Origin of the sequence: Aquimarina sp. MAR_2010_214 (genome assembly GCF_002846555.1) — a bacterium.
Lineage (GTDB): Bacteria > Bacteroidota > Bacteroidia > Flavobacteriales > Flavobacteriaceae > Aquimarina.
In genome coordinates, this window is the sequence record NZ_PJMS01000001.1 from 2,574,947 (window position 1) to 2,590,473 (window position 15,527).

Genomic DNA, 15,527 nt, shown 5'->3' on the forward strand with positions numbered 1-15,527 from the left:
TAATGTTGAGGTTTTTTTTAGGAATGTTGTAGTGTTAAATTTCAAGGATGTAGTTTACCAAACTCTGTTTGTGCTCCAAATTAAGTTTTTTCCTTAGTCTGTATCGTTTAATTTCTACACTTCTTACTGAAATATTGAGTAACGGAGCAATTTCTTTGGAAGATAAATTAAGCCTTAAGTAGGTGCAAAATCTTAGATCATGAGGCGTCAAATCTGTATGCTTAGTCTTCAGTTTCTTTAGGAAATTTTTATCAACACTATTAAATGCTTCTTCAAAATGTTTCCAATCATCTTTATTGTTTAAATTTCTATCAATAATTTTTTCTACATTCTTGAGCCCTTCTTTTCCTGATTCGGCTTTCTGAAGTTCTTTTTTTATGGTATTAAGGATTTCATTTTTTTTAATGATATTCATAGTAGATGAAGCAAGTTCACGGTTTTTGCTTTCTATATCCTGAGTTAGTTTTTCATTATTAAGTTTCATGATTTCTCTTTCATTTTCTAATTCTTTAAGTTCAAGCTGTTTTTTGTTTTCTTCTACTAATTTCTGTTTTTGTTTGGTATAATAACGTTTATACATTTCGTGCATTAAAAGCAGTATAATAAGAAAGAACAAAGAATAGATTACAATTGCCGACACAGAAAAATACCAAGGTCTATCGATGGTAAAATTATATTCTGCTATATTTTTACTTAGTATATTACCTGTTTTAGCCCTAACCATAAAGGTATAGTCGCCAAATGGTAAATTCTCGAAAACAGCCTGTGAATTTGTTGTCCAGTTATTCCAATCTTCATAAAAACCATCTAATTTATATTGAAACTCAGAAATCAGATACTTATCATATTCTGGAACGGTATAGGCAAAAGAAACTGTATTCAAGTTAGATTTAAAAATAGGTTGTCGCTCTCGCTCTAATAAAGATACATCAATAAATGCTTCATCTTTATATTTTACAGACATCCTATCCAACAAAATACTATGTTCTTCAAAATTGATTTTGGATACATCCAGAATCATATACCCATTAGTTGTTCCTAATAAATATTTGTTGCCATTAATATGAGCAATATTTTCAAAACCAAACATTTCTTTTCGCAAACGTCTTGGGATTGGTATTTTGGTAATTTTTAGATCATCTGAAAATTGACTTTGCGAAATATGACAAATATTATCTTCAGAAAAACCCCATAATTTTCCAGTATTATCTTTTATTAATTTACCAATACTATAATTTTCGTCTTTTGAAATCTGATTGACTATATTTTCTTTAACAAATCTCTTGGTCTTTTTATTATATATATAAATACCTTGTTCATGAGCATATATAATATTTTCTTTATACTTAATCACATTTGAATTTTCTCCTTTTTCTATTGAAGAATCTTTGGTCACATCTAATATTCTGGAGAATTGGTCATCTATTTTTACTCTAAAAAGCCCTTTATACTCATGATTTACCCATGCCTCATCTTTATATATTTCTATAAACCTTGCAGAATAGTCAAATCCCTTTATTTTATGCTTCAGACTCCAACTATTATTTTGTTTTTCTAATAAATAAAGCCCTGTGTAGGTACCTTGCAATAACCAATTTGGATGCCCCAAAATTGTTTTAAAATTCCAACCACCAGTAATCGAAGAAATCAATTTAGATTTGTTATCCTTTATAAGGAAGCTTCCTGAGTTATGACCACAAAAAAGCGAGTTGTCGTATACAAACAAAGACCATACTTGACCATTTGTTCCTTCAATAAATTTAAATTGTTCGTCAGAATTAATTTTTTTATAAAATACCCCTTGATTAGTTCCCAGATAAAGGAAACCTTTAAATACTGTAGAAACATATACTGTGCCTATATCCTCTTTATTATTGTTAAAAAGTTGTATTGGAGAGTTTATATTAGCACAATTAATACCGTTATCAAGCCCTAACCAAATATTTTTATCCATATCTTCAAATACTGATAAAATAGTATTATTACTAAGCCCTGTACTTTGATTAATCTGATATATTATTTCTCCTTCTGAAGAAAGATGAATAACCCCTTTGGATATAGTTCCTAAAACGAAGCTTTTATCTTTTAGTCGTATACTGCTAAATATTTTTATTTTTTTTAATAACTCATCAGCAGGAGTTTTCCATTTCCGTATAGTATTATCAGAAAGCTCAAAAAAACCACTAGAACTTGTAAGGATAAGAATTCCATTATCGGTTTCAGAAATATTGACTACTTTTTCTTTCTCATCAATTAAAAAATCCGATATGAGTATCGATTCACCTTTTTCGATCTTAAAAATTCCATTTTTTACATCCTGATAATAAATTACTCCATTAACATTAAACATACTTAGAATTGCTTCTTCAGACTCTATGATATTGACTTCTTCACTGTCAGTATTATAGACGTAAATCCTATTGAGTGACTGAAACAATACCCAGTTTTCTTGATTTACGATATACCAGAACTCCTCGTTTTCGATTAAATGTTCTTTTAAAGAATCACTTAAAGATGTATACTCTAATTTTCCAAAATCATTTTTCTCCCAATACCCAAAATTCATATAAAAACCTGTATATATACGATTATCAACCGCATGTACAGATCTCATTACAGTTTTATTCGGTGTTGGGTACAAACTCCAACTTGATCCATTAAACTCTAATAAACCTTTATTGTTACCTACATAGATATATCTATTATCAGACTGAGAAATAGACCAATTTTGAGTTCCTCCACCATAAGTTTCTGGCAAATACTTTTCTATTGGAGGTAACTCCTGCGCAGACATTATTACTGAAAGCAGAAATAAATAGAAAAAGAATATTTTTTTTTGGTAAAACAATTTATCTAAAATAAATATAAGTAGATATGACGATTATACATACAAACACTCCTACTAGTTTAGTGTACTTCCACGGGGTGATATCTACTTCCTTAGTATATTGTTGTTCGTAAGCCTCTTTTCTTGGATACAATTTACCAATTATTAACATAATAGCTACATTTAGAATAAAAAGAATAGCCATTACATGAAGAAAGTGAGGGAAATCACCTTTCATTATAGTGTTATCTAATATGATATACATTATATAAAGTATAGCGCCTATTATTATGGCTATATTAGCTGCAATTGCGGGTGTTTTTTTTGTTAAATAACCCACTATAATTATGGTAAGAATAGGAATACTATAGCATCCATTTACTTGCTGTAAATATGTGAATATACTTTCGGCTTCTGACAGAAGAGGGGCAACTAACATGGCTAAAACAGCCAATAAAACCCCAAATGTTTTTCCTGCTTTTACTACTTGTTTTTCGTTAGCTTCTTTATTGATATATTCTTTGTAAATGTCAACTCCAAATAGCGTTACAGAGCTATTCAATGCGCTATTAAACGAACTTAATATTGCCCCAAATAAAACTGCTGCGAAAAAACCTACCAAGGAAAAAGGTAATACTTTACTTACTAACCTAGGGTATGCTTCGTCAGCAGATCCAAGATTTCCTTCAAAAAGATGATAAGCAATAATTCCTGGTAAAACTACAATGACTGGCCCTAAAATCTTAATAAATGACCCTAAAAGCAATCCTTTTTGACCTTCCTTAAGGTTTTTAGCGCCTAGAGCTCTTTGAATGATTGCTTGATTTGTCCCCCAATAAAACAATTGTACGAGCATCATCCCTGTAAATATTGTTGCAAAAGGAATTGAAGATTTTGCTCCTCCAATGACCTTGAATTTATCAGAGTTTGTTTCCATCAAAATGCTAATTCCTTCTATAATACTGCCTTTTCCAACTTCAAGTAACCCAAAAACCGGAATCATAATACCCCCTATCAATAACCCTACAGCATTTATAGTATCAGAAACTGCTACTGCTTTTAGTCCCCCAAAAATGGCATAAATTGATCCAATTACACCTATTCCTATTACACAAAACCAGATAGAAGTGTTTTTAGACACATTTAACAATTCCGGAACATCAAACATTGTAGTTATTGCCAGTGATCCCGTATATAATACTACAGGTAAGAAGACTACAACATATCCTGTTAAAAATAATCCTGAAGTGATTGCTTTTGTTGTTGTATTATAACGACGTTCTAGAAATTGAGGAACTGTAGTAATTCCTCCTTTTAGATATCTTGGCAAAAAATAAATAGCTGTAATTACCATTGCAATAGCGGCTAATGTTTCCCAAGCCATTACTAAAATACCCTCAGTATAAGCTTGCCCATTAAGCCCTACTATTTGTTCTGTTGATAAATTGGTGAGTAATAATGACCCTGCAATTACTACAGCATTTAGACTACGCCCACCAAGAAAATATCCTTCTGATGAAGTTTCATCAGTTTTTCTAGAAACTATATATGATATGATTGCAACTAAAAGTGTAAACCCTAAAAATGAAGTAATGCCCATGTTAAAATTTTAAAGATTTGTTAATTATCAAAACTATATATATTACTATAAAACTTGATCAAAAAAACATCATTGTATAGTTTTTGTATAGTTATTTTTAAGTTTATAGTAACTCAGAATATGATTTTTTCTTTGATTCACCTCAATTATCTGATAAATCACATTATAAAATTCTAAAAAACAACTATACAAAAATGCAAACAAGCTTTTATCCCTTCAAACTCCTACTTAATATAGCTCTTTTGGAAATAATAATTTTCTAACATGTCAATCTAATTAAATGACAAAAAGGAGTTTATGAACCAGATAAATTAAATGAGTTTTTACGATACATCCAGTATTTTAAAAAAAAGATTGTATAGTTTTATTAGTATTAAAAAATAATTTACAGAATCTCTCGGCAAATATTTTATCGATTATTTGATCGTATTCTTTGCAACATTTATCAATCAAATAGGAGATTTGGGTAATTTCAGTATAAATAATCTCAAGAAAAATCTTTTTCAGCTACATATTAATCTATTCTAGATAATTCAAAAATATCATCAAACATTAATCTAATTCAGAGAATATAAGTTTTTAGTGAATTTTTTTTAGAAGATTAACCTTGCATATAGTAAAATCTCTACAACATTACCTATACCGAATCAATATCAATCTACTTGAACGTTTATTTATATTACTTTCTTAAAACTTTGTAAACATATCTATTTAAAAGAGTTTTTATAAAGAAAAGAAGGTTTTAACATCTCTTTTTCTCTAGGTGTATGTTTTTTGTTGTGGTTCATTTTGATACATCTACACACTTCTTTTCTAAATTTACTACAGTCAGAATGAAAAGTGTTAAATGATTATTATTTCAATAAAATAACCCTAAAACCTTGTTTTCATGAAACAAATTTTTCATCCTTTCCTAAAAGGAAAAACAATCATGCTATTTTTATTTTCTTTTTTGTTTGTTTTTTCTTCACAAGCTCAGATTAAACATTTGATAAGCTATATAAACTCCTGGGGTAGTAACTCCAATCGGGTTGATTATGATTATCTAGCGCATATTACCTATCCTTTTACCTTAACAGGATACTTCAAGAGACAAATTATCTAACTTAAATTACACAATTGACATGAATATAATTAAAGCATTACTTTTTCTGACTTTTCTCATAATAATATGCCCTACAGTTAAGTCCCAAAACTGGAATTTAGTTTGGCAAGATGAATTTAATAACAGCATTAGTTCAGATTGGGTTTTTGAAACCGGAAATGGTTCTTCAGGATGGGGTAACAATGAGTTGCAATATTATCGCCGTGAGAATGCCACTGTAGAAAATGGTAAATTAGTTATTACTGCCAAAAAAGAAAATTTTGGAGGGCACAATTACACCTCTGCAAGAATGAAAACTCAAGGTAGAAAAAAATTCAAATATGGAAAAATAGAAGCACGAATAGCTTTGCCTTCAGGACAAGGATTGTGGCCGGCTTTCTGGATGCTAGGAAGTAATATTACGTCTGTAGGTTGGCCAGCTTGCGGTGAAATTGATATTATGGAACACGTAAACAATGCTCCTGATATTCATGGTACGATACACTGGAAGGATCATAATAATAATTATGCATCTTATGGAGGGCATACTGCGGCGAATGTAACTAATTATCATGTGTATTCAGTAGAATGGAATGAGAAAAGCATTACGTGGTTTATTGATGGAAATCAATATCATATAACAGATATAAGTAATGGTGTTAATGGGACAAGTGAGTTCCATGATAATTATTTTCTACTGCTAAATTTAGCAGTAGGAGGTAATTGGCCGGGATTTTCGGTTAACAACAGTAAATTACCGGCACGTATGTATGTAGATTATGTACGAGTGTACCAATCTGGTGGTGTAAACCCTAATCCTACTACTGGAGATGTAACTCTATATTTGGATTGCCCGCATAAAGGATTTTCAGTAGGCCTTTCTGAAGGAAGTTATACAAAAGCACAGCTAGAGGCTTTAGGAATGCCCAATGATAAAGTATCTTCTTTACGTGTAAAATCAGGATATAAAGCAACATTGTATTGGGATGACAATTTTAAAGGCGCTAGTCTAGTCAAAACTTCTGATGATAGTTGTTTGAACAATGATGGAAGTTGGAATGATAAAATGACTTCTATAATTGTTTCCAAAACAAATGATGGCGGATCCAGTCAGGCGATTGAGGCAGAGAACTATACTAATATGTCTGGTGTTCAGAAAGAAAATTGTTCAGAAGGAGGGCAAAATGTAGGGTACATAGATACAGGAGATTGGATGGCATATACCAATATCAATTTTCCCACTTCTGGGAATTATCGTATTGAATACCGTGTCGCCAGTTTATCAGAAGGAGGGAAGTTATCGGCTGATCTGAATGCCGGCACAACGGTTTTGGGCGCATTAAATATCCCATCAACAGGAGGTTGGCAAAACTGGACTACAATATCACACACAGTAAATGTAAATGCCGGAACTCATTCTTTTGGAATATATGCTGTATCCGGAGGGTGGAATATCAACTGGATAAAAATAACAAAACGAAGTAATGCTAAAATAGCACTTGATACGAAGACCGATACAGGAGAGGACTTAAATTCAAAAATAACTATATATCCTAATCCCATAACTGATGAATTAAATATCAAAGGGATTGTTAGTACATCAGAGATATCGATTGTAAATATATCGGGTCAATTAGAGAAAAACCTACTATTAGAAAAAGGCGACAATTCTTTAAAGTTTGATGTCCGTTCATTAAAGCCAGGAACTTATTTTGTAAGAATACATAATGGAATAGCTTTAAAAGTATTCAGATTTATGAAAAAATAAAATAAGAAGCAGGAAACTTAGTTTCAGTTTCCTGCTTTTTTTAACAAATTACTTAATTAACACAAACCTCAATAGAATGAAACTTATTAATTCTTTGCTTACAATTTTAATGATGAGCACGACACTCTTTTTACAAGCTCAGCAAAATAAAGATCATTTGATTCTTGGTAGTATTCAATCATTCAAGGAATCTTTACAACAAAAAGTCATAGCACAAAAAACTTTAAAAAAAAGCAACAATAATCCTATTTTATCAGTTCGAGTTCCCAGTGGAAAACTCCTTGATCTTGAAATCAGGTTTCATGAGAAATTAAATGAAAAACTTACACTAACGGGTAAGGTTTCAGGAGTTGAGAACAGTAATTTTTCCATCAACTCAAATGAAATGATGCTTACGGGGCATATTTTGCTGAATGATCAAAAAATAGCATATACCTATGCTACTACAGCAAATGGTTCTGTATCAATTACAAAAACTGATATTAATGAAGTACTCTGTATAGGGTTGCCTCGGGTTTCTAATGAAAAGAGTTCCCAAAAAACAAAAAAGACAACTAATTCTGAAGCAAAGGCAGCGGTAAATAATCTACAGAGCAATCCAGGCGCTGCAACTTGTATATATCTTGACTATGATGGTCATTATTTACCTGCAGGTTCTAGATGGAACAAGGGTAAACCCATCAACGCAGCACCTTCGGGATTTTCTAATTCTCAAATTGTGGAATCTTGGGAGGTTGTAGCTGAAGATTTTCGCCCTTTTAACATTAATGTTACTACAAATAAGGCTGTTTTTGATTCATATCCATATAAGAAAAGAATGTGGTGCGTATTTACACCAACCAATACAGCAGCTCCAGGTGCAGGAGGTGTTGCCTATATGAACTCATTTGGTTTTATTGAGAATGAAGTGTGTTGGGTGTTTCAGGGAGGAGCCAAATTTTCTGGTGAGGCCGCTTCTCATGAACTAGGTCATACGCTAGGTCTGGGGCATGATGGTCGTACGAACCCTAAAGAAGAATATTTTGCAGGTCATAACAGCTGGGCACCTATCATGGGTGTAGGGTATGGAAAACCTATCTCGCAATGGAGTCGTGGAGAATATGCAAGTTCTAATAATACTCAGAATGATCTTTCTATTATGGATCAGTTTATTGATTTTAGAAAAGATGATTATGGGAATAATTTTTCATCTGCTACTACTTTAGTAAGTGATCAATCTGGAAATATCGGTCAGAAAAATGGTGTTATTGAAAGAACTTCAGACAAGGATATGTTCTCTTTTAATTGTGGGACAGGAAATGTTAGCATAGATATAAAAACAGTTAACAGGCATGGGAATTTAGATATTTTAGCAACATTATATGATGGCTCTGGTAAATCAATAGGTGTTTTTAACGGAGGAAGTTTAAATACCAAACTTGATGCCTATCTCCATACCGGAAAATATTATATTTCGGTCGATGGAACAGGATCAGGAAACCCTGCTACAAATGGATATTCAGATTATGCATCTCTTGGAACTTTCCAGATAACTGGAAAAATACCGCCATCTGTCGCTTCTACTGGAAATGTGACCTTATATCTAGATTGCCCATATAGCGGGTTTTCAGCAGGCCTTTCTGAAGGAAGTTATACAAAAGCACAGCTAGAGGCTTTAGGAATGCCCAATGATAAAGTATCTTCTTTACGTGTAAAACCAGGGTATAAAGCAACATTGTATTGGGATGACAATTTTAAAGGCGCTAGTCTAGTCAAAACTTCTGATGATAGTTGTTTGAACAACGATGGGAGTTGGAATGATAAAATGACTTCTATAATTGTTTCCAAAACAAATGATGGCGGATCCAGTGAGGTGATTGAGGCAGAAAATTATGCTTCTATGTCTGGTGTTCAGAAAGAAAATTGTTCAGAAGGAGGGCAAAATGTAGGGTACATAGATACAGGAGATTGGATGGCGTATACCAATATCAATTTTCCCACTTCTGGGAATTATCGTATTGAATACCGTGTCGCCAGTTTATCAGAAGGAGGGAAGTTATCGGCTGATCTGAATGCCGGCACAACGGTTTTGGGCGCATTAAATATTCCATCAACAGGAGGTTGGCAAAACTGGACTACAATATCACACACAGTAAATGTAAATGCCGGAACTCATTCTTTTGGAATATATGCTGTATCCGGAGGATGGAATATCAACTGGATAAAAATAACAGAGCAGAATACTGCTCGATCGTTTGATTCATCTTTAGCTCAAAATGCAAAGCTTATCAAAGGAGTAAAAGAAATAAATACAACTAGAATATATCCAAACCCTTTTACAAAATCAATCCAATTTAAGTTTGGTAAGAGCCATGCAAATGTTACTATTTTTGATGCTTTAGGGCGCATAGTAATGGCTTTAAAAACTATTGAGTCAGGTAAATCTATTGATCTTTCTAATCTAGATAAGGGATTATATATGGTCACTATAGAAAAAGAAGGAATTAAAGAAACAAAACGTATAATTAAAGAATGATTTACCCCTAAAATGCCTACTGGTTAATTATGTGAATAGTGGATAAGAAGGTTATAAATGTCAGAGTATAGATTGTTGTTTTAAGCACTAGACCTTTATCCATTATTCACTATAATTACTTTAGTTAGTAAAATTTAAGAACTGGAAAATTTAATATCGAATTTTTGAGCTGACACAAGACTGAAAAGTTATTAATTCATAGGCTCAGTAATAAAGATAAAGCCTGTCTTTTTAAAGAAAAACACCTTTTAAAACCTAAAATACAATCATGATTAAGCTACAAATTGACTCTAAATCTCAAGATTTCCCTAGGGACATCTATATAAGTGAATTATCGGCAGTTATTAGAATAAAAAAGCAAAATTTTATCTCCCTTTCTTTATGGTTTTGTTTATTACTTTACCTAATTACTCAAGCTGTAGTTTCGCAAACTATCATGTTTGATGATTTTAACTACAACGCCATAAACGATAGCGAGTTTGGAAAATTTAATAAATGGAATGTAATTAATGGCGTAAGCGGTCCTCCAGAAGGTGGATTGTATTTAGCCAATAATGTACGCTTCAAAAATGACCCTAATAATAATACCAACCGTCTTATGACTCTTAGTACCACTGTAAACGGTCAGACTAAGGCAAGCACACACTCTCGTGTTGAAACAGCTGGTTTTGAATATTTTGAGGGAACCTATTCTGCAAGGGTATACTATTCTGACCTTCCTTATAAATATAAAGACGCTAATATTCAGACATTTTATACCATAGTAAGTAGCGCTTTAGGGAATGATGGATCACGGTACAGTGAGTTGGATTTTGAATATATGGCTTCAGACAAATGGGGAATATCCAAAGACAATAAAGTAATGTATCTAACCTCTTGGAACAGATATATTCCAGACCCATGGCAAGCTTGGAAACGCTATTTCGCATATCAAAAATCTTTTGAAGGCTGGCATGTATTTACTGTTTCCTGTACAGATGGTGAAAATGTAAAATATTGGATTGATGATGAATATATGGGAGCTATGTCTACTACTGATAATGACGGAAGTTCGGTATATCCTAGAAGCAATATGCAGGTTGCTTTTGCGAATTGGATATGGAATAATGTTGTAGGAGATAGTTCTGAAAATCGCACAACCACAATGGAAGTGGACTGGGTATTATTTTCCAAAAATCAGGAATTACTTCCTCAACAGGTTAAAAATTTAGTAGGCACTTATAGGTCACAAGGAATAAAAAGAAGAAATCTTGCAGGTCAAACCTTTATTGACACTCCTAATCCTACTACCGGAAATGTGACCTTATATCTAGATTGCCCATATAGCGGGTTTTCAGCAGGCCTTTCTGAAGGAAGTTATACAAAAACACAACTAGAAGCTTTAGGAATGCTCGATAATAAAGTATCCTCTTTACGTGTAAAATCAGGATATAAAGCAACATTGTATTGGGATGACAATTTTAAAGGCGCTAGTCTAGTCAAAACTTCTGATGATAGTTGTTTGAACAATGATGGAAGTTGGAATGATAAGATGACTTCTATAATTGTTTCCAAAACAAATGGTGGCGGATCCAGTCAGGCGATTGAGGCAGAGAACTATACTAATATGTCTGGTGTTCAGAAAGAAAATTGTTCAGAAGGAGGGCAAAATGTAGGGTATATAGATACAGGAGATTGGATGGCGTATACCAATATCAATTTTCCCACTTCTGGCAATTATCGTATTAAATACCGTGTCGCCAGTTTATCAGAAGGAGGGAAGCTATCGGCTGATCTGAATGCCGGAGCAACGGTTTTGGGAACATTAAATATCCCATCAACAGGAGGTTGGCAAAACTGGACTACAATATCACACACAGTAAATGTAAATGCCGGAACTCATTCTTTTGGAATATATGCTGTATCCGGAGGATGGAATATCAACTGGATAAAAATAACAGAGCAAAATACTGCTCGATCGTTTGATTCACCTTTAGCTCAAAATGCAAAGCTTATCAAAGGAGTAAAAGAAATAAATACAACTAGAATATATCCAAACCCTTTTACAAAATCAATCCAATTTAAGTTTGATAAAAGCCATGCAAATGTTACTATTTTTGATGCTTTAGGGCGTATAGTAATGGCTTTAAAAACTATTGAGTCAGGTAAATCTATTGATCTTTCTAATCTAGATAAGGGATTATATATGGTCACTATAGAAAAAGAAGGAATTAAAGAAACAAAGCGTATAATTAAAGAATAATTTATACAAACCATGTTTTAAAACTGTAATCAAACAATCACAATTCTAAAACTTGGCTACTCAAAGATAACCAGTACTTATACAACAATGATACTAGGTTTAAAATCTTTTGAATTACTACAAACTTTAAACTTAACAAAATGAGAACTAAATTTAACAATGGAACAACCAATATCCTCTTTATTGGTTTAATAATGCTTCTAGTTTCAGTAACCCAAGCACAAACATTACCCTATGAAATTACTAACAATTCAGAATATCCTGATAACGAGGTTTTTGTAGCAGTAGTTGGTATTACAGATGGTCATGTATGGGTAGATCCAGCAACGGGCCAGGTTAATCGTATGGATCGCGCTAACAATACAGTTCAAGGACCTGTGATTGATGGGAATCAAGGGCCGGGAAATAATGGATTATATGCTAACTGTTTTAGAAAATTGAGTGATATCCCAAACAAAACTATCAATATTCCTAAAATAGCAGGGTGTAGGATTATGATTTCATTTAAAAGTCAATTATATCTTTACTTTTTTGGTCACTCGGGTGCTCCTAGCGGATATTCTGCTCCAAACCTGGCCAACCCAACAGATCCAAATCAAGGAATTAAATTTGAATTAATCGAATTAACTTATAATGATATTGGCCTATGGTGTAATACGTCAAGAGTAGATTCTTATCAATATCCTATGGGTCTTGAAGTTTGGGGAGACAATTTTTATAAAAAAGTAGGAGAATTAAAAAAACACAATGATATTTTAACCCAGTGGCAAGCATCGGCTCCTAATGAATATAAAAGTTTACTAAATACCAATGAAGGAACTATTCATTTTCCTACTAAAGTAGAAACATTTCCCAAAAACTTCATGGATGGTTATATTAATGATATTTGGTCTAAGTATGTTAATCAGGAACTTGTATTTACATCAGATGCCGGCACATGGAAAGGAAAAGTGCAAAATGGAAATCGATTTGTATTTAATAGAGAGAGTGATGGTCAAGTAGCAATAATTCCCGGTAAGCCAACTACGATAGAGGCTATGGAAGGAAGTGGAGTTATGGCATCAGGAGAGCGGTGGGATTTGGTAGTACAATCACAAATGGTTGCCGCAATTACGAGACATGCTGTGGATTTAAATGTACCTTCGGGAGTATTACAAGATTTTGGAGATACTTCTAAGTATTATAAAACATGGCCATATAATTGGTATTCTAAATTTTTTCATCAAACCGATATTAGTTTCGAGAGCCAAACGTATACTTTTGCTTATGATGATGTTTATAATCAGTCTGCTACAATACATACTCCAAATCCTAGAAATATAAAAATTACACTTGGTGGTCTTTATGGAAGTTCTAATCCTGATCCTACTATCGGAAAAGTAACTTTATTTTTGGATTGTTCATATAGTGGGTTTTCAGTAGGTCTTTCTGAAGGAAGTTATACAAGAGCGCAGCTAGAAGCATTAGGAATGGCCAATGATAAAGTATCTTCTTTACAGGTACAATCAGGGTACAAGGCAACATTGTATTGGGATGATAATTTTAGTGGAGCTAGCTTGGTAAAAACTTCTGATGACGATTGTTTAACGAATGATGGTAATTGGAATGATGAAATGAGTTCTATAATTATATCTAAAACAAGTGGAGAATATAGTCAGGTTATTGAAGCAGAAAACAATGTTGTAGAATCCGGAACGCAAACTGAAACCTGTTCTGAAGGGGGACTTAATATAGGGTGGATTGATACAGGAGATTGGTTAGTATGGGATGTTACTATTCCTGTAAGCGGATCATATACTGTTGAATATAGAGTGGCAAGTCCAAATAACAACGGAAAGATCCAATTAGAGCAAGCAGGAGGCACTCCTGTTTTTGGAACCCGTTCTGTACCCAATACAGGAGGGTGGCAAAATTGGACCACAGTATCTCACGCTGTTAGTCTAAATGCTGGACAGCAACAAATAGCAATTAAAGCGTTAACCGGAGGATGGAATATAAACTGGCTTAAAATTATTAGTATTGATAATAAGGTATTAGAAACGATCAAATCAAACGATAGTAGGAGAAATAAACCAAAATTAGTGGTTTACCCCAATCCTTTTACTAATCAGATTAAGTTAAAATTCGATGGTAAAGATGCAAGAATCACAATTTTTGATGCTTTAGGGCGTGAAGCATTGCCTTCTACAACTATTCAATCAAATACGTCAATTGAGCTAACCAATCTTAGTAAAGGGGTGTATTTTATTAAAGTAGATATAGATGGCGAAATAACAACGGAGCAGCTTATCAAAAACTAATTTAACCTATGTAAGGAGTATACGATAGTTGAAATTATTGGTGACGAAAATATTTTTTTTCTCAGTGTTATTTACTTTTGATCCAAAAACTTTAACTTGTGTAATACTCAAAAGAGTCCTGCTGAAACAGTGGGACTCTTTCTGGTTTCGGAGAGATTTAAACTAGCAAATAATAGTTGTCATTTTTTAGATCGATATCTCACACTCTTTTTGGTAAAACACCTAGCAACGGTCTTGATTTGTTGATGCTAATTAATTTTATAGAGGTCAGTAGTTAGTTACTTATTAATTCTTTGTGATATATTTTATCTCCTTGTACCATTTTTGTTATTAAGTTATTGAAGATCGTAGCTTTACTTTGAGATCTGTTTATCCTAAAACAAAACTCATTAAAATATCTATTGAGATTCTCATCACTTACCCAAGAATAGGTTGTCCTAATCCAAGATTTAACTTGGTGTATCATCGTATGAAGTGCTTTAAAATTCAATCCCCTATTACTGGGTAGTTGAGTTATATTGTATGCCTTTGAAATAGGTCTATATCCTCTCCATTGGTCAGTTGTGACATTAGCCTCTCGGCTAATATGATTAACAAATATGTATTGTAGTGATTGCGCTGAAAAATCATTTATTTTCATAGCGTACATCCTCTTAACTTTACCGTCTTCTGTAAGCTGAACCGCTGTTACAGCCTTCTTTTTCTTACCGTCATAGCTTCTGCCTGTTTTGCCTTGATCTCTACCACCCAAAACAAATTCGTCAACGTGAACATCACCATCCATTGGATTATTCCCACCTGAACCCATAGCCTCCCTAACTTTCAACATAAAAAGTCTGGCTGTCTTTTCTGTTACGCCATAGCGCACACCCATATAGCTTGCAGATAAACTTTTAGTGGTCGTGGACATCTCAAAGCAAATAAAAAATGCTTTTCTTACTCCAAACTTTACCTTATGGAAAAGTGTATTAGCAGTAGCCGATTCGATGTGACCACATATGTTACATTGCCTCGAAAAATCCTTACGAACTTGGCAAGCTGTATGATTACATCTCAAACACTTATAATCCATTTCTGACTTCATTGAAGCTAGGTATTCCTTGCAATCTTCATCGGTTTTGAACCGATCAGAGAACTCTAGAAGATTTTGACCCTTAAAAACATTCATAAAACTATATATTTATTGATCTC

General features: G+C 33.1%; 8 protein-coding genes. 5 read left to right on the top strand and 3 right to left on the bottom strand.

Features of this window, described 5'->3' with window-relative positions; genetic code table 11:
- Positions 1-34 precede the first annotated feature (34 nt).
- Positions 35-2,794, bottom strand: a complete 2,760-nt coding sequence (locus ATE84_RS10885; protein ID WP_101447980.1) for a triple tyrosine motif-containing protein — start codon at positions 2,792-2,794, stop codon at positions 35-37.
- Positions 2,795-2,849: 55 nt separating this feature from the next.
- The gene (locus tag ATE84_RS10890; RefSeq protein ID WP_101447981.1) at positions 2,850-4,427 is read right to left on the bottom strand and encodes a solute:sodium symporter family transporter; all 1,578 of its coding nucleotides are present in this window, start codon (positions 4,425-4,427) and stop codon (positions 2,850-2,852) included.
- An 889-nt stretch (positions 4,428-5,316) separates the two neighbouring features.
- On the opposite strand from ATE84_RS10890, the gene ATE84_RS10895 reads away from it, so the two are divergent.
- The 5 genes from ATE84_RS10895 to ATE84_RS10915 all read left to right on the top strand — a co-directional run bounded on the left by ATE84_RS10895 (position 5,317) and on the right by ATE84_RS10915 (position 14,336).
- On the top strand, positions 5,317-5,532 hold the full coding sequence (locus ATE84_RS10895) for a hypothetical protein (protein WP_101447982.1): 216 nt from the start codon (positions 5,317-5,319) through the stop codon (positions 5,530-5,532).
- A 19-nt stretch (positions 5,533-5,551) separates the two neighbouring features.
- A complete protein-coding gene (locus ATE84_RS10900; protein ID WP_101447983.1) occupies positions 5,552-7,279 on the top strand; it encodes a carbohydrate-binding protein in 1,728 nt (575 codons plus the stop codon).
- Positions 7,280-7,355: 76 nt separating this feature from the next.
- The gene (locus tag ATE84_RS26125; protein WP_158237225.1) at positions 7,356-9,794 is read left to right on the top strand and encodes a carbohydrate-binding protein; all 2,439 of its coding nucleotides are present in this window, start codon (positions 7,356-7,358) and stop codon (positions 9,792-9,794) included.
- Between the two features lie 268 nt (positions 9,795-10,062).
- Entirely contained in the window at positions 10,063-12,036 is a 1,974-nt protein-coding gene (locus ATE84_RS26130) for a carbohydrate-binding protein (protein ID WP_158237226.1), read from the top strand.
- A gap of 140 nt (positions 12,037-12,176) precedes the next feature.
- Entirely contained in the window at positions 12,177-14,336 is a 2,160-nt protein-coding gene (locus tag ATE84_RS10915) for a beta-1,3-glucanase family protein (protein ID WP_101447984.1), read from the top strand.
- Between the two features lie 274 nt (positions 14,337-14,610).
- Here ATE84_RS10915 and ATE84_RS10920 read toward each other — a convergent pair whose 3' ends face one another.
- Positions 14,611-15,504: an IS1595 family transposase gene (locus ATE84_RS10920; protein WP_101447696.1), complete on the bottom strand. Its 894-nt coding sequence runs from the start codon at positions 15,502-15,504 to the stop codon at positions 14,611-14,613.
- Positions 15,505-15,527 lie beyond the last annotated feature (23 nt).